This is a genomic window from Chryseobacterium sp. CCNWLW53 (assembly GCF_037083525.1).
GTDB lineage: Bacteria > Bacteroidota > Bacteroidia > Flavobacteriales > Weeksellaceae > Chryseobacterium > Chryseobacterium lathyri.
In genome coordinates this window covers 455282-472198 of record NZ_JBAOJR010000005.1, presented here as the reverse complement: position 1 = coordinate 472198, position 16917 = coordinate 455282, and the positions used below count along the sequence as shown (strand labels likewise).

16 protein-coding genes are annotated in these 16917 nt (G+C 36.7%); 4 read left to right on the top strand and 12 right to left on the bottom strand.

Going from position 1 to position 16917, the window contains the following annotated elements:
• The first annotated feature begins 13 nt into the window (after nucleotides 1-13).
• The gene (locus V6R96_RS18245) at nucleotides 14-1183 is read left to right on the top strand and encodes a Pycsar system effector family protein (RefSeq protein ID WP_336379818.1); all 1170 of its coding nucleotides are present in this window, start codon (nucleotides 14-16) and stop codon (nucleotides 1181-1183) included.
• A 67-nt stretch (nucleotides 1184-1250) separates the two neighbouring features.
• Here the strand turns inward: V6R96_RS18245 and V6R96_RS18240 are convergent, their stop codons facing one another.
• A complete protein-coding gene (locus V6R96_RS18240) occupies nucleotides 1251-1478 on the bottom strand; it encodes a helix-turn-helix transcriptional regulator (RefSeq protein WP_336379817.1) in 228 nt (75 codons plus the stop codon).
• Nucleotides 1479-1601: 123 nt separating this feature from the next.
• On the opposite strand from V6R96_RS18240, the gene V6R96_RS18235 reads away from it, so the two are divergent.
• From V6R96_RS18235 to V6R96_RS18225, 3 genes are read left to right on the top strand one after another with little or no spacing between them, the layout of a single operon-like run.
• On the top strand, nucleotides 1602-2936 hold the full coding sequence (locus V6R96_RS18235; RefSeq protein ID WP_336379816.1) for a hypothetical protein: 1335 nt from the start codon (nucleotides 1602-1604) through the stop codon (nucleotides 2934-2936).
• 17 nt (nucleotides 2937-2953) lie between these two features.
• The gene (locus tag V6R96_RS18230; RefSeq protein WP_336379815.1) at nucleotides 2954-3511 is read left to right on the top strand and encodes a DUF6705 family protein; all 558 of its coding nucleotides are present in this window, start codon (nucleotides 2954-2956) and stop codon (nucleotides 3509-3511) included.
• A 14-nt stretch (nucleotides 3512-3525) separates the two neighbouring features.
• Nucleotides 3526-4494 carry a hypothetical protein gene (locus tag V6R96_RS18225; RefSeq protein WP_336379814.1) on the top strand — a complete coding sequence of 323 codons (969 nt, stop codon included), beginning with the start codon at nucleotides 3526-3528 and terminating at the stop codon, nucleotides 4492-4494.
• 39 nt (nucleotides 4495-4533) lie between these two features.
• Here V6R96_RS18225 and V6R96_RS18220 read toward each other — a convergent pair whose 3' ends face one another.
• The 11 genes from V6R96_RS18220 to V6R96_RS18170 form a co-directional block, all read right to left on the bottom strand.
• Complete coding sequence (locus tag V6R96_RS18220) at nucleotides 4534-6834, bottom strand: GAF domain-containing protein (protein ID WP_336379813.1); 2301 nt, start codon at nucleotides 6832-6834, stop codon at nucleotides 4534-4536.
• 133 nt (nucleotides 6835-6967) lie between these two features.
• Nucleotides 6968-7213, bottom strand: a complete 246-nt coding sequence (locus tag V6R96_RS18215) for a hypothetical protein (RefSeq protein ID WP_336379812.1) — start codon at nucleotides 7211-7213, stop codon at nucleotides 6968-6970.
• 148 nt (nucleotides 7214-7361) lie between these two features.
• Entirely contained in the window at nucleotides 7362-8747 is a 1386-nt protein-coding gene (locus tag V6R96_RS18210) for an NADH-quinone oxidoreductase subunit N (RefSeq protein WP_111960047.1), read from the bottom strand.
• Nucleotides 8748-8908: 161 nt separating this feature from the next.
• Nucleotides 8909-10402, bottom strand: a complete 1494-nt coding sequence (locus V6R96_RS18205) for an NADH-quinone oxidoreductase subunit M (RefSeq protein ID WP_336379811.1) — start codon at nucleotides 10400-10402, stop codon at nucleotides 8909-8911.
• Entirely contained in the window at nucleotides 10402-12315 is a 1914-nt protein-coding gene (nuoL, locus tag V6R96_RS18200; protein WP_336379810.1) for an NADH-quinone oxidoreductase subunit L, read from the bottom strand. Before nuoL ends, V6R96_RS18205 begins: the two co-directional genes overlap by 1 nt.
• Nucleotides 12316-12318: 3 nt before the next feature.
• Nucleotides 12319-12648 (bottom strand): NADH-quinone oxidoreductase subunit NuoK, encoded by a 330-nt coding sequence (gene nuoK, locus V6R96_RS18195; protein ID WP_034703571.1) that lies wholly within the window; start codon nucleotides 12646-12648, stop codon nucleotides 12319-12321.
• A gap of 4 nt (nucleotides 12649-12652) precedes the next feature.
• Nucleotides 12653-13150, bottom strand: a complete 498-nt coding sequence (locus tag V6R96_RS18190) for an NADH-quinone oxidoreductase subunit J (protein WP_336379809.1) — start codon at nucleotides 13148-13150, stop codon at nucleotides 12653-12655.
• Nucleotides 13150-13707: an NADH-quinone oxidoreductase subunit I gene (locus tag V6R96_RS18185; protein WP_111960053.1), complete on the bottom strand. Its 558-nt coding sequence runs from the start codon at nucleotides 13705-13707 to the stop codon at nucleotides 13150-13152. The genes V6R96_RS18190 and V6R96_RS18185 overlap by 1 nt, the downstream gene beginning before the upstream one ends.
• A gap of 128 nt (nucleotides 13708-13835) precedes the next feature.
• Nucleotides 13836-14900: an NADH-quinone oxidoreductase subunit NuoH gene (nuoH, locus tag V6R96_RS18180; RefSeq protein ID WP_336379808.1), complete on the bottom strand. Its 1065-nt coding sequence runs from the start codon at nucleotides 14898-14900 to the stop codon at nucleotides 13836-13838.
• 92 nt (nucleotides 14901-14992) lie between these two features.
• Nucleotides 14993-15991 (bottom strand): 2Fe-2S iron-sulfur cluster-binding protein, encoded by a 999-nt coding sequence (locus tag V6R96_RS18175; protein WP_111960057.1) that lies wholly within the window; start codon nucleotides 15989-15991, stop codon nucleotides 14993-14995.
• 43 nt (nucleotides 15992-16034) lie between these two features.
• Nucleotides 16035-16913 carry a hypothetical protein gene (locus tag V6R96_RS18170; RefSeq protein WP_111960059.1) on the bottom strand — a complete coding sequence of 293 codons (879 nt, stop codon included), beginning with the start codon at nucleotides 16911-16913 and terminating at the stop codon, nucleotides 16035-16037.
• Between the last annotated feature and the right edge of the window lie 4 nt (nucleotides 16914-16917).

Genomic DNA, 16917 nt, shown 5'->3' with positions numbered 1-16917 from the left:
CAAAAATTCAGGGATGAATATTTTACACAAAGCTAAAGATTATGTAGAAATCTTATTCAAAGATAAGTTATCTTCTGTATACTTTTATCATAATTTTATTCACACGACCTATACGGTAAACAAGGCCGAAGAGATCATGCGAAATACGCCTGTTTCCAAAGAGGATCAGGAGAAGGTGCTTCTGGCACTCTGGTTCCACGATACGGGTTACGTAGAATGTGCACAGAATCATGAAGAAAAAGGAGTAGCCATCCTGACTGATTTTCTGAAGAAGGAAAATTATCCTGAAAGCTCTATTCAGGATGTTTCTCAATTGATCCTGGCCACTAAAATAACCTATGAACCGCAGAACCTTCTGGAAAAGATTGTAAAAGATGCGGACTGCAGTCATTTTGCCAGCCACGATTATAATGATATTTCCGATGCGCTGAGAAAAGAATGGGAGCTTACCAATGTAAAATGCTTCTCCAATGATGAATGGAACGCCGGAAATCTTGAAATGCTTAAAAACAAGCATCATTATTACACAGAATATGCAAAGGAAAACTGGGAACCTCTGAAAAAGAAAAACATCAAGAAAATAGAAAAAAAGCTTGAAAAGGAAGAGGATAAAAAAGAAAATTCAGACAATAAGAAAGAGTCCAAGGAGACAAAGCCTGACCGAAGTGTAGATACTTTGTTCAGGGTAACATTGAACAATCATACTAGGCTGAGTGATATTGCTGACAGTAAGGCGAATATTCTTCTTTCGGTTAATGCTATCATTATTTCAGTCTGTCTTTCCGTGCTGGTTCCTAAATTGGATACCCCTAAGAATGCACACCTTATCATTCCTAGCTTTGTATTGCTTACTTCAAGTGTTCTGACTATCATATTTGCGATCCTGTCCACAAAACCGAATGTAACGAAAACCAATTTTACGGCGCAGGATATTACAGACAGAAAAGTAAACCTGCTGTTTTTTGGAAACTTTCATCAAATGATATTTGGAGATTTTCAAGATGCCATGAAAGATCTCATCAAGGATAGAGATTATATCTACGATTCTATGGTGAAAGATCTCTATTTCCTGGGGAAAGTCCTTGACAGAAAATACAAGCTTTTATCTATAACGTATAAGATCTTTATGGCAGGAATTATTATTTCCGTACTTTCTTTTGCCTATGCTTTTCTTTCACTTTAAATCTTCGCAAAATAATAACGATATAAACCGCTGAAAGGCGGTTTTTGATTTCATAGATTAAAAACTATTAGTCTATTTCTTTTAAAAACTCACTTACTGACATTCCGAGAGCATCAGAAATCCTCATAAGGCTGAGAACAGAAGTATTGATGACGCCTCTTTCTATTCTGGTAATCTGTGAAATTTCTATGTTTAATATAAAAGCAAGCTCCTTTTGCGTGAGATTTTTCTGTAGACGCAATTCTTGGAGCCGTTTTCCAATATTTTGCAGTCTTATGAAATCCAAATTTCTCACAGGATAAAATTTGGATTTTGTAATTAGTTAGAGGTAAGCAAATTTGCCTACTTTTAGTTTTATATTTATTCATACGTTTGTGAAAATTATATATATTTAACAACTTAAAACAAACAAATGATTATGAGAAAAAAAATTATTCTCCGACTGTTGCTGCTGACAGCCTTTATGTCCCTGCTATGGTCCTGCCGCAGTGAAGATTTCCTTCCGCAGGAAACCCCTGCCGGATCATCTGCCCAAACTTCGGCCAAATATGCTTCCCGAAGTTTCTGGAAAGAAGACGAAGTATACATTAATAAGGTACAGCAGGTATTTTTGAAAATTGCCAATCCGGAGCATGTAAGGTCCAAATATGGAGACCTGCATTGGGACTATGCCATGAGCTTTGGAAACTTTAATGAAACTTATCTTCTAGTACCCATCACTAAGAACAACAAAGTTGTTGTTCTGATGGAAGCAGTAAGAAGAGGAGACAGGTTGTTTCTTTATGAAAAAGACAGCAAGGACCTTATTGAATTTTTCAATCTTGTCATCTATTCAAAGGTTACCCAATATGGTGAAAAAATGAATGAAAAAGGAGATACAGCATCCAAAACTTCTGCTTTTGTCTGTACTACCAAATGGATTACTATAGGATGTTCTGATGGTGAACCGAATTGTGTGCCTTATACAACACACGTTACCAATTGTGTACTGCAGGGTGGAGGAGTCCCTCCAAAGACATTTGATCCTATAGGACTGGATGGCGGCGGTGGCGGAGATGATGATGGGTATGAATATCCAGATCCACCGGAGCTAAATCCTTGTGTAAAAATAAAAAGTAAATTTGAAAATGCTAAATTCAAAGAGAAAATAGCTGCTATTGATAAACCAGAAGTTTTCAATTATGATCATGAAATGGGCTATGCAGCAGGGTATCCTCCCCCAAATACGGGGATTACAGAAACACAATATCAACCAATGGAGAATGGATTAGGAACACATAATGTCATTCTTCCTGAGGGAGATCAGTATTTTGGATTTATTCATTCTCATAATAATGAGAGTAACGGTGGAGATCCTGTGAAAATATTTTCACCTGGAGATTTAGCCACTTTTCTAACAAGTTGTGTTGCTAATGCCGATACACATGGTAATATTGCAGATGCTTACGCAATGGTAATAACATCTGAAGGAAATTATATTCTTCAGTTTACGGGCTTATCTTCAGGTTTTGGCATAGGGCCAAATACCATAAAATTTTGGAATAAATGGTATGACAGAGAAATGGGTAAATTAATTCTAGAGAATGAAGTAACTCAATCCAATGTAGAAAAAGTATTTTTAAGATTTTTAAAAGAAAAAGTCCAAATAGATAATATAGAACTATTTCAAGTTGAAAAATTAACTGGAAATGCAAAAAGATTAGATTTGGATACTAGCAATAATGTTATTCCTACCCCTTGTCCACAGATATAAAATTAAATAATAAAAAAATGAGAAAAATACCTATACTATTAATCCTGCATTTTGTTTTTTTAAGCTGTGCACAAGTGTATCCATTAAATACTAATACAGATGTGCCAAATAATGCCTATATAAAAGATTTAAATAATGAGCTTATTCCCTATGAAGGAATTTGGAAAGGAACATGGGACAATAAAACTTTTTTTCTTAATTTAAAAAGGGTTAAAAAATTTATGGATCATAAAGAAAATAATCCTTATTATAAAGATATTTTAGCAGGCCGATTCAAAGTTTTAGATTCTTCGGGTAATATTTTATTTGATAATACGAGTCTACCAGATCAAGACACTAAAATTGAAGGATTAGGATTTATAAAAAATACAAATAAATATATGTTGTCTTACATTGATCCTGATATTTGTAATATTACAGGGAATATTTATTTTAATTTTCTAGATATTACTAAATCAAAATTAGATTGGAAGTTTATAGATACAACAGATATTATAGACTCTACCTGCCAATATTATAATTCCAACCCCTTTCCCCAACCTCTTCCTAAAAATATTGTTTTAACTAAACAATAAGAGAAATAACGAATATGCTACAGAAAATAATTTTCTCTCTATTACTTTTCTGTGCAATCATTTGCAAGTCCCAAACAATTACTGTCCAAGGAATTGCTAAAGATTCCTTAGGAACAATCGGTATAGGAATTAGTGTTAATGATACAATTAGAAAATTTAGAGACAGAGCATCTAAGGATCAGGAATTTAAAGATAAAAACTGGGATAGACCTAGCAACTTAATTAACGATGAAAAATTTATCACTCATCCTGACTCAATTGGAAACTATAGAATAACAGTGAAAATTACCGATACATTGTATTTTTTTAAAAGAAAATATATTACACAGAAATATAAAGTTGCAGATATAATAAAAAACAATATTGAGGTTATCTTAAAACCTGTGCCTTGTATTCCTTATAAAAAATGTGATCAGACAATTCCTGCAAAATTATATATTTTCGTTGGAAAAAAAATAAACGTTACATCTGTGGATAGTTCTAAATATTGTGGAGAGAGTATGGATAGTGAATATAAAGCTGAATATAAGATTGAACAGGAACTTGGTGATCATTACCCTAATTCAACAATTACTTTTACGGCTTATGATCATAATAGCATGTATGAATATGATTTTAGAAATTATGATAATGTTTTGATTTTTATCGGAGAATATTGTGGTGATTTAATTCAACTCAAATATCAGTTTTTCCCGGTGTATAAAACAGTAGATGGAAGATGGGCAAGTTCTATAATTTCTAGAGACGAATATTTTTACAAACCCGAAACATTTGTGCCAAAAAATATAGTTTTTGATAAATCAGTCAGTTTCGACTTATCAAGAAGTAATAATAATCCGTCTGAAGAACAAATTGCTCAATTAAAAAAGTATAGATTCCCTGAAAAATATTACAAAATAGAAAATGGTAAGGCAATCCCAATCATGGGAAGATATGTTGAAGATTTAGTAAAACTATGGAGAGAACTGTATGAAAAAAAATAAAAAGTATTGATAGCAGAATAAAATTCTGCTATTTTTATTTTAAGCTAAAGACACCCTTAATGCCAACAATCCCGTAATTCCCTGCAAATCCTCAACTTTTAAAAACTCTATATCATTCTGCAGAATTCCTTTTTTCTGAAGCTTATTGATGTATTCCAGGTATTCTTTCTGGTTTTCCATACCGAAATAAACGATGGTAATTTTTCCGGGACAGGTAATTCTTTCTGAAGAATCTTTGACATGGGCTTTATCCAGACGTTTTTTTACAATCTCATAATACGAATTGTAGGCACCATCTACATCAAAACGTTTTTCATCCATTCTGAAGCGGATATCTATCTTTTCGTTATAAACAAAAAGCAGTGAGGCAATATCGAGCTGTATCGGCAGATCTTTTTTAAAGGTCTGGAATTCACGTTCCATACTGCAGATCGTCTTCAGCTGCCAATATCTTAATTTGTGGACTACTTTTGAAGTATAACTGAGATCCGGAGCAATATTATGTCCAATATATAGATTGTGCTCTACACCATCAGATTTAAACCTCTCATAATAGTGCGGAAAAATTTGCTGGGCTTTGACCTGGCTTTCATCTAGCATGTCGGCAAGTTTTCTGTTGACCAGCGTTATGGAATCATCTAAATTTTTTCTGTTGGCATAAAACAGATCGGTTTGAGCAAAAACCTGCACAAAATAATCTTTGATTTTATTTTTTATTTCCCTGTCGGTTTTCAGTTCCAGCTTTCCCTGCAGATAAGGATGGACTTCCTCTCTCAAAAGTCTCTGAAGGCGTTGTTCCGTATCAGCTTTGATTTCGTTGTTCAATTCATTTTCAAAAACATCAAGAGCCAGAAGGTATTTTTCTGAATCGGAATTGATGAGCGTGAAAATATCATGAAGGCTTTCAAGCTGTTGGTTGAGGTCTTCAAGCATCAGATTAAAGCGCTTCTCTGAAGAGGAACGGATATCCGAGAATCCGAATAGTGGTGTTAGGTTTTTGAAGGAGATCTGTTTCAGTGTGTACATTTTTTTCCCCAGTGAAGCATTGAAATATTTTTCGGCTTCATTTCTGAATTTCCACACTACACTGTCGTGGATGGAGGTATATTCACGCTGGATGATAGCTTCTATCTGGTAGTTTTTTTCAAAGCTGAATCTGTTCAGGGAAAATAGGATCATATCCGTGAAAAATTCCATTTTTTTCAGCTTTAAACCGTTGAAACTGTTGGCTTGCGGAGATGTAAATTCCATGATGGCCAAAAGCTCGTTATCCTTCATGATAGGAATTACCATGAAGCTGTTGATATTGTTGTCCCTTAAAATACTGAAAGAAGGAAGTTGTTTGATGCTGTCATCCAGGTTATCAACATTCGAGATGACGATCGGTTTGGAATTGTGATTTAAATTGGTAAAAGTGTTTTTCCGGGTTTCCTCGTCAAATGCATTGATCCAGAAATCCAGGACATGATGGGTGAAAACATTTTCGTAGATCGGAAGTCTGCCGAGTTTCTGATCTTTCTTATCGAAAAGCATAAGCCCGAAATTAAGTTCCGGGACATCGAAGTAAGATTTGAAAATTTCCACAAGATTTTCATCCGGGCTCAAATCCTCCGGATCAATTTCTATCATGCTCGATTTAAGATCGGACAGGGCCACCTCAGAAGTACAGTCTACCAGGGAAACAATAGTGAAGCCTTTTAAAACCCATGATTTTGAAGGGAAATATTTTTTCCACAGTTTAAAATCGTCCAGATTTTCAAGCAGCATATCCAGGACATCATCCGTTGGAATTTTTGCCTCTTCAGTAGGATAAATCTCTGTAAAATCTGAATTGACCGTAATTTTATAATGTTTCATGATTCCCAGCCTGTTGGGGATATCATAATAAAGAGGCATGGTACTTTTGATGTCTTTTTTGAAATAACTCTGAAGGATAAGACAGCAGCAGAATACATAAAATTCATCGTCCCCGATATTCCTCAGCTCTATTTCAAAGTCCTTTCCGGCATCTTTAAGTATACCCTTAAATCTTTCGGTATAGTTGAAAGTAGTTTTGGAAAGCGGAATACTGGCCGCTTTGATTTCATTGTGTGTAAGACCAGTGGGGAAGAGGTCTGCAAGAATTTGCCTGATGAGGTCTTCATGTTTTTCAAGAAGGGCTTCATCCAGGAATCCATCTCTTAGCTCAGGAAATTTTTTTGTTCTTTCAATTAAAGATTCAGCATAATTAACCCTGTACTCCAAACGGTCGTTATAACGGATATGTTCCAGTACATCCAAATATTTTTTGAATGATATGAGAACCTGAAATGGAGCGTCTTTTTTGTAAAGATTAGCCAAGAGCTTGAATTTAAAGTAAAGTTATGAAAAAAACACCACTTTCAAGTGCACACTAAATGGATGAAAACCATCTTTATAAGAGCTTTGCTTATTTTTCTTAAATAAAATTCAGATATAGATAAAGCATTATCTGTTACTTCTTTTCTTTTTTGAAAAATCCTGCAGTTTTGCGAAAAAGATTAGGATAAAACTCTAAAGTTCCAATTTTTAATTCCCTGGTTATTGGAAACAGAAATTTCATAAGCGGAACTGTAAATATGAGGGCGAAAGCTGCGATAAGCATTCGATCATTTGCCATGTCTGTTTTATCCTTGCTGACGAAAAAAACAATTGCAGACATAAGTAAACCGATAAATAAGGTGATCAGGATTTTTTTCATGATGGATTATGGTATTCAAATTTAACTGTTTTCCGGGATATTTAAAATAAAAACTCAATTTTTATAATAAGGGAGCAATAGTATTTGGCACCGACATAAAAAAGCACAACCGAAAAAGTTGTGCTTCCGTATATTTTATGTTGAGATTTTATAATCCGAACTGTCTAGCAAACAAATCAGGAAAAACTCCTAATATGATAATTGATGCAATTACAAATACCGCTACGATATTGTAAGTAAGGGTTACTTTTTCTGAAGATTTGAATGTTGTTTCTTTGAAGAAGAACATTGAAATAATCAGTCTTAAATAATAGGCAATAGATACTGCAGAACCTAATACAGCTACCAATACTAAGAAAACTCCGTGCGTTGAATTCATTGCCTGAGAGAATAAAGCAAATTTCCCCATGAAACCGGCTGTTAGCGGAACTCCTGCCATTGAAAGCATAGAGATCGCCGCAGCTGTGGCCAATAGAGGTTCAGACTTTGCCAATCCTTTGAAAGCTCCAAAAGAGGTTTCTCTTTTTAATTTTTCAACATAAATCAAACACATGAAAACTCCTACCGTTGATAAAGCATAAGCAAATAAATAGAACGCTAAATTATAAGTAGAAAGGCTCGTCATTCCAAAGAAAACCAATCCAATGTATCCTGCGTGGGAAACAGAGGAGTAAGCGAGCATTCTTTTTGCATTGGTCTGGGCAAGACCCATAACGTTGGCTAAAAGTAATGTGATGATCAGGAATACGCCAAACACATTGATCCATTCTTCAGTAACACCTCCAAATCCGATAGTCATTAATCTGAATAAAGCAAAGAATCCTGAGATCTTTACCACACTCGCCATAAATGCAGTGATGAGTGAAGGGGCTCCATAATATACATCAGGACTCCACATGTGGAAGGGTGCCAATGCCACTTTGAATGCCAGTGCGCAAAGAATAAGAAGAACTCCTAAAATGAACATAACGTCTTTAGGGTTTTTAACTCCGAAATCCTGGATCTTATATAAATCAAAACTTCCGGTACTTCCGTAAATAAATGCAATACCAAACAGTAAGAAACCTGTTGCAAATGCACCCATCAGGAAATACTTGATCGAAGCTTCATTAGATCTTAAATCAGTTTTGTTGGCACCGGCCATTACATACAACGGAATGGAAAGAATTTCTACTCCTAAGAAAAGAGTAACCATATTCTGGAATCCAAATAGGATAATTCCTCCGCATAATGCAAAAAGCATCAGTGCATATAATTCTGACTGGTGGCTTCTGTGGTTGCTGAATGCAAAACCTCCCAGGAAGAATAACAATAAGGTTGTTACAATAGATATTTTGGTGAATAACGCTGTATTTGCAGTATACTCATACATGTGTCTGTACTTTTCGAAGAAAGCACATTCAGGTAAGAAGCTTACATATAAAGCGACGATCAATCCTAAAATCCCAATGTATCTTGCGAATTTTCCCTGTTCAAAAACTCCTGAAAATAACGCAATAACTGCCGTTAGGAAAACAATAATTAAAACACTCATAATATAGATTTGAGATGTGAGATTTTAAGTTGAGAGTTTAAAGTTTAAGGTTCAGAGTTTAAAGTTCAGTAGAATAATCTCCCGTCTCTAATCTCCTTGTTTCCTTTCTTTTTACTCTTCTCTAATCTCTTAATTTTTTAATTTTTAAATCTTTTAATTTTTTAGCTGGCCATCGCTGTGTAGATAAACGTCAGCGAACTATTCACCATATCGATTATCGGTTGAGGGAAGATACCAAATACAATTACAAAAACCGCTATGCTAGCCAATACGGAAAACTCTACTGCAGATAAATCTTTTACAGTACTTAAAACAGCTTCATTTCCTTCACCAAACATTGCTTTTCCGTAGAATCTCAATAAATATACAGCAGCAAGAATTACCGTAAGACCTGCGATCACTGCAGCCAAACCGTTAAAATCATATACCGATTTCAACAGGATAAATTCTCCGATGAATCCGTTAGTCAATGGAACTCCCATTGAACCTAATATAATAATCAGGAACAAAACGGCAAATTTAGGGGCTACTTTCGCTAAACCTCCCATTTGTCTGATATCTCTTGATTTAAATCGTTTGTATAAAATATCACAGCAGTAGAATAATCCAACTACGTTGATACCGTGGGCAAAAGTCTGTACCAATGCTCCTTCAGCTCCTTCGATATTGAATGTTCCTCTTAAAGTGATCACTGCAGAAGAAAAGATCCCTGCTACCATTAATCCTACGTGAGAGAAAGAAGAATATGCAATGATTCTCTTCGTATCGGTCTGGATGATGGCAATCAGTGCACCATGGACAATTCCTACAATAGCCAGGATAATTACAATCTGTCCTGAAATGCCGGCAATAGGAAGCGGGGTGATTGGAAGAAGGTAACGGATAACACCGTACACCGCCATCTTCAGCATGATCCCTGATAAAAGCATGGATCCCTGAGTAGGAGAGTAGGTATACGTGTCCGGCTGCCATGTATGGAAAGGGAATACCGGTAATTTCACTGCAAATGCAAAGAAGATAAACCAGAATACCACCGTTTGTTGTGCCTCATTAAGCTGAGCATTATATAGATCTGTTAAAGCGAATGAGGCAGAGTGGTTGTACACATAGATCAATCCGGCTAACATAAATAATGATCCAACGAATGTATAAACGAAGAATTTCGTAGTGAATTCAAATCTTTTGTTTTCCTGGCCCCAAAGTCCGGCAATGAACCAGATCGGGATCAAAGTTACTTCCCAGAAAATATAGAATAATAGTCCGTCTAAAGAAGTGAACACTCCAACAAGACCGAACTGCATCAGCAGGATCAGGCCGTAGAATGTATTTCTGTAGCTTACATTTTCGTTGAAAGAAGATAAAATAATGATGGGCGTCAAAATATTGGTCAACAATAAAAGAAGCAGACTCATTCCGTCAATTCCGAAATGAAGTGAGCTTTTAATAAACTGCGACCAAGGATAATTGATTTCGTGCTGCAATACACTGTCTACCGTTGGATTAAAATTAAAATCCGCTGTGATGTAGAAAGTAATAAGCATCTGGACTAATGCAATTCCCAACGCCAAATATTTGCTGGATTTATTTTTCCATGCAAAAACTAATCCCGAACCTACTAGAGGTAATAGTAATAATGTTAATAATAAACCAGACATTATTGTAATATAAAGTTAACAATCAGTATAATTCCCACTGCTAAAGACATGATAAGAATATAAGTCTCTACATTTCCGTTTTGGATACGCTTCATCGCTTTTCCGCTGTCTTCAGCGCCTTCGCCTACGAAGTCTACAAAACGGTCTAAGATCCCTTTATCAAACATCTTTCCTCCGCGTCCTAATCCTTCAACAGTTTTTACAATCAATGCATTGTAAAGTTCGTCTACATATAATTTCTTAGCAGAAAGCTTTTCCCATCCGGTATAGCTTTCTTCTGCCAGCGCCATCTTTTTCTTTTTTACGTAGGTATTTTTTACGATAAACCATACGGAGAAGAACATCAGCACTGTAGCTCCCAATAATATCATTTCGGTACCAAACGGAACTCCCGAAAGAGTCGCTTCCATCTGGTTATAACTTTGCTCAGTAAGAACAGGCTTCAGCCATTCCATTAATTTTGCATAATGACCGTGTCCTATGAAGTGAGGAAGGTTAATGAAACCTCCAAGTACTGAAAGGATAGCCAGAACGATCAACGGAAGGGTCATATTGGAAGGGCTTTCGTGTAAGTGATGCTTTTGATCTTCCGTACCTCTGAACTCTCCGTGGAATGTCAGGTAGTACAGTCTGAACATATAGGTTGCAGTCATTGCCGCTAAAGCAAATAAAATTACCCAGTAGACAGGGTTTTTAGCGAATGCTGCTACTAAAATTTCGTCTTTTGAGATCATCCCTGAAAGTAAAGGGAAACCTGAGATGGCTAATGTTCCGATAAGGAAAGTAGCGTGTGTAATAGGAATGTATTTTTTCAGACCTCCCATGAAACGCATATCCTGCTCGTTGCTCATCGCGTGGATCACAGAACCTGCTCCAAGGAATAATAAAGCCTTGAAGAATGCGTGTGTCATTACGTGGAACATCGCTGTAGTATAAGCTCCCAATCCTAAAGCAATGAACATAAATCCAAGCTGTGAAACGGTAGAGTAGGCCAATACTTTTTTGATGTCGTTCTGACGAAGTGCATAGAATCCAGCCAAAGCAGCTGTTAAGAATCCGATGAATAAAATTCCTCCCTGAACCGTAGGTGCCAAAGTAAATAAGAAGTTTGATCTTACTACTAAGTAGATACCCGCAGTTACCATCGTTGCCGCGTGGATTAATGCTGAAACAGGAGTTGGTCCGGCCATCGCATCCGGTAACCATGTATATAAAGGAACCTGAGCTGATTTACCGGTAGCCCCGATAAATAAACTGGCTGTAATAAAGATAATTACTGTTCCGTCTAATTCAAATTTTGAAGCGTTCTGTGCTACTGTAAGGTAATCTACAGCATTGGTCTGAGAAGCGATCATGAAAATACCGATCAATAATGCAAGGTCACCAATTCTGTTCATGATGAAAGCTTTTCTTGCCGCTTTACCGTATTCTTCGTTGGTATACCAGAATCCGATCAACAGGTAAGAACAAAGACCTACACCTTCCCATCCGATGAACAGGATCAGGTAGTTGCTTCCCATTACCAAAAGTAACATAGAGAAGATGAAAAGATTCAGATAAGTAAAGAACTTATAGAAACCTTTGTCGTGGCTCATATATCCGATAGAATACAGGTGAATTAAAGATCCAATCCCTGTAATGATCATTACCATCATCAAAGAAAGCTGATCAATCTGGAATCCGAAATTGATCTGAACTCCGTTTACTGTAAACCATTCAAATGCTTTTACGATAACCGGCTGGCTTTCAGAATTCATATTCAGGAAAAGACTTACCGCGATACAGAATGATCCGAAAACCATTGCTGTAGCCAGAGAGCCTACGAATATTTTTGGAAGATTTTTCCCGAATAAACCGTTAATAAGAAACCCTAAAAGTGGTAAAAGTACTATTGCATACACTAAATTTTCCATTCCTTATCCTCTTAATTTATTAAATATACTAACATCTACAGAACGGGTATTTCTATACAGCATAGCAATAATTGCCAGACCTACCGCTACTTCAGCGGCGGCTACCACCATAATGAAGAAAACTAGAAGCTGTCCGTCTCCGTTTCCTTTATATGCTGAAAAAGCAGCCAATAAAAGGTTTACAGAATTCAGCATAAGCTCTACACAGCCCAAAATAACAATAGCGTTTTTTCTCAGCAATACTCCCAACACTCCCAGACAGAACAATACTGAAGAAAGAATGATGAAATAATTCAGAGGGACGCTTTGTATAAATGTATTTACTTCTCCCATAATTTTATAAATCTTTTTTACCGATTAATACCGCACCTACAATACCTGCCAAAATAAGGATGGATGCAAGCTCAAACGGCAAAACATATTCGTTAAACAAAAGCCTTCCCAGATTTTTCGTAAGACCCACACCTTTGTCTACATTGTCAACAACAATGTGGTTGTCCTGAACACCTCTGAATACGCCTAAAACCCCAATTAATAAAAGACCGGCTGTAAAAACTCCGACAAATTTTAAAGTATTGCCCTTCTTACTTTCGTCTTCTTTATTAAGATTAAGCATCATCAGGATATAAAGGAATAATACCATGATGGCTCCGGCATACACTATAATCTGGATGATGGCAAGGAATTGTGCATTCAGAAGGATGTACATCCCTGCAATGGAAAACATCGTAACAATTAATGACAAAACAGCATAAAGAGGATTTCTTGCAAACACAAAGTAAACCGCACTTGCCACTGCTAAAAACGCCACCAAGAAAAATAAAATCTGATCCATTATTTTACCGCATTTTTTTGTTTCTCGGACTGTCTTGTCGTAATGTCAATCCTTTCATTTATTTTTTCAACCAACTTATCTTTTCCGTAGATGAAAGAACCTCTGTTAGTTTCTACATCTACCAATCTGTCTGTAAGATAGATGGCAGATTTCGGACAGGCTTCTTCACACATTCCGCAGAAAATACATCTCAGCATATTGATTTCATATACTGATGCATATTTTTCTTCTCTGTAAAGGTGTTTTTCTTCCTTCGTTCTTTCAGCAGAGGTCATCGTAATAGCTTCTGCAGGACAGGCTACAGCACAAAGACCGCAAGCTGTACATCTTTCTCTGCCTTCCTCGTCTCTTTTCAGAACGTGCTGACCTCTCCAGATAGTAGTTCTTGGCTTTTGTACCTCAGGATACGAATATACTGCGGGAGCTCCTTTTATCACGGTTCTTACAGCATGCTTGAATGTAATCCCCATCCCTGTAAAGATAGCAGGAAGGTAGATTTTTTCAGCAAGGGTCATTTCTTTATTGGAAACAACTTTTGATCTGTTCGTAAGTTTCATTTAATTATAGATGTTAGATGTTAGACGTTAGATTTTAGACTAATCTTGCCTGTTATCTTAATTTTTAATATTTAATTTACACAAACCTTATAGGTTTTTAAAACCTATAAGGTTTAGATACGGTTTAATTAATTTCCAAACGCTAAAATTACAGCACCTGTAATTAATAAGTTTACCAATGCCATTGGAATTAAAGTTTTCCATCCTAAGTGCATCAATTGGTCATATCTAAATCTTGGAAGCGTCCATCTGATCCACATGAAGATCAGAATTCCGATTACCGTTTTTGTTAAGAATGCTACGATACTCAAAATTCCTGCAGCGTTTTCACCCCAGTTCTGAGTTACCCATTCAATTCCCGGATAGTTGTATCCACCGAAGAAAAGAACGACCATGAAAGCATTGGAGATAAACATGTTTACGTATTCACCGAACATGTATAAACCTAACTTCATTGATGAGTATTCTGTAGAATATCCTGTTACAAGCTCAGATTCACATTCAGGTAAATCGAAAGGGTGTCTGTTGGTTTCTGCCAAAGCTGCCACAAAGAATACAAGGAAAGCGATTGGCTGATAGAAAATATTCCAGTTCAGTCCGGAAACCCAGGGAATAACTCCCCAAAGTTTTCCTGTCGTTTGGCTTTCAGTAATTTCTTTTAAGTCTAAACTTCCCGTCATCATAATGATAGAAAGTAAAGCTAATCCCATCGCCAATTCGTAAGAAATCATCTGTGAAGAAGCACGGATAGCTCCTAATAATGAATATTTGTTATTCGAAGCCCAACCTCCGATCATGATTCCGTATACACCGATTGAGGCCATTCCGATGATGAAAAGTACCCCAACGTCGATGTTGGCAACCTGTAAATCAAAAGAAGTACCTGCAATATTTAAACTTTTACCCCAGGGAATAACTGCTCCTGTGATTAGTGAAATAAACATAACCAATGCCGGTCCCAACACGAAAAGAAATTTTTCTGCATTGGCAGGGGTAAAATCTTCCTTAAAGAAAAACTTTCCACCGTCAGCAAGAGGCTGCAGCAATCCGAAAGGTCCGGCTCTGTTGGGACCAATTCTATCCTGCATGATAGACGCTACTTTTCTTTCTGCCCAGGTAGAGTAGGCGGCTATCGTAAGAGACAGCAGGAAAAGTGCCAGTACAAGTATAAGTTTAAATGTTAGTAAATCCATTTTTTATTTAGATATTAAGATGTCAGATGCTGGATATCAGATTTAAAATCTATTGTCTGAAGTCTGGTGTCTGAAATCTGATGTCTTATTAATTATTTTTCGTCTTTTTCACTGATTTCTTTTGCCATAGGATTGTCTAATACTCTTAGCTCATCCTTTGGTTTTTCATAGTGGTTCAATGAAATTACTGAGTGTCTGTCGATATGTCTAGGACCTTCGATGTTCCAGTCAGAAAGTTCTTTTCTTTCGAAACGACAAGTGTCGCAGATGAATTCTTCCACCTCTCCCCATTGGTCTTTTCTGGCAGTAACTCTTATGATTTCATCACCTTTCATCCAAACTACGGCTTTTCCTGAACATTTATCACATTTGCAGGTAGCATTCATTGGTTTTGTGAACCAGACTCTGCTTGCAAAACGGGAAGTCCTGTCTGTTAAGGCTCCAACCGGACAAACATCAATAATGTTTCCGATGAAGTCGTTATCCAAAGCTTTATTTAAATAAGTAGAAATTTCAGCGTGATCTCCTCTGAAAAGAATACCATGCTCTCTTTCACCTGTTAACTGGTTGGCAGCCAATACACATCTTGCACAAAGAATACAACGGTTCATATTCAGCTTGATATTCGGACCAAGATCATCTGCTTCGTACGTATTTCTTTCAAATTCGGTTCTGGTTTCAAGGTTTCCATGCTCATACCCAAGATCCTGAAGGTGACATTCACCGGCCTGGTCGCAGATAGGGCAGTCCAAAGGGTGGTTCACCAATAGAAATTCGGTAACGGCTTTTCTGCCTTCCTGAGCTTTTTCGGAAGAAAGATTCTTCACTTCCATACCATCCATCACGTTAGTTCTGCAACTCGCGACTAGTTTTGGCATAGGGCGCGGATCTGCTTCGGAACCTTTTGAAACTTCAACCAAGCAAGTTCTACATCTCCCTCCACTGGTTTCCAATTTGCTGTAATAGCACATTGCAGGAGGTACAGATTTTCCACCGATTTGTCTGGCTGCTTCCAAAATAGAAGTTCCAGGCAAAACTTCAGTAGTCTGTCCGTCTATAGTTATTTTGAATTTTTTAACCTCTTCGCTCATATTCTATGCTTTCGCTTATGCTTTTAAGGCGTTAAGCTATATTTTAATTATACTTCTTCGTGTTAAATGTATATCCGACTCCTGCAAGGACCTGTCCGAAAACAAAATCCTGACGGGCTTTATCCGGCTTGTTATTTAATGTAGTTTTAATATCCCACATATTGATATATCCTGCTTTTGCCTCTGCCCTGATCATCCAGTTTTTCCAGAAAACCATGTTAAGGCTGGTTCTAAGATCGGTTCCCATACCTGCAACGTGAAAACGGTCGCTCCTTTCATTTCCAAAAAGCTTGATGTTACTTTTAGGAAACATCACCCCGATTCCTGCTCCATAAGACCATACCAGATCTATATTTTTCTTATGAATAAGGTTCCTGTATTTCTCAAGACCCAAATTTTCATAATTTAATCCGTCTGTATGCTCGAAAGTAAGAAACTGTGTATCAGCTAAATTAACCTGTCCGTTCTGTACCATTCCTGCATATTTAGGATCTGAAATTGTACCTGAAAAATCAACTGTCTGGTCCTGTTTCATTACATATTTCATATGATCTATCCCTAAAACAAGGGCTAAATTATCTTTGATAAAATATCCCAGTCTGAAATTGTACTGCGTTACGGTAAACCAGCTTGGATCGATATAAACGATTCCGAACTTGGTAGGTTTATCTCTTGCCTGTACGTTATTCAGCTGGAAATCATAACCGTTTCCTGTAAAATGGATATCAGAATTGCTAAAAGCTCCTCTGTTCCATCCGTAAAAAACAAACACCTGACCTTTCTTGCTCAAAGGATTGGGTTTCTGCTTTTTCTCTTTCTTTGGAGCTACCTCCAGTTTATATTCTTTGTCTAATGTATCCTGTTTTACCTGCCCGAAAGCAAACCCCGACATCATTAAGCCGACAACCAATAACTTCTTCATTTTT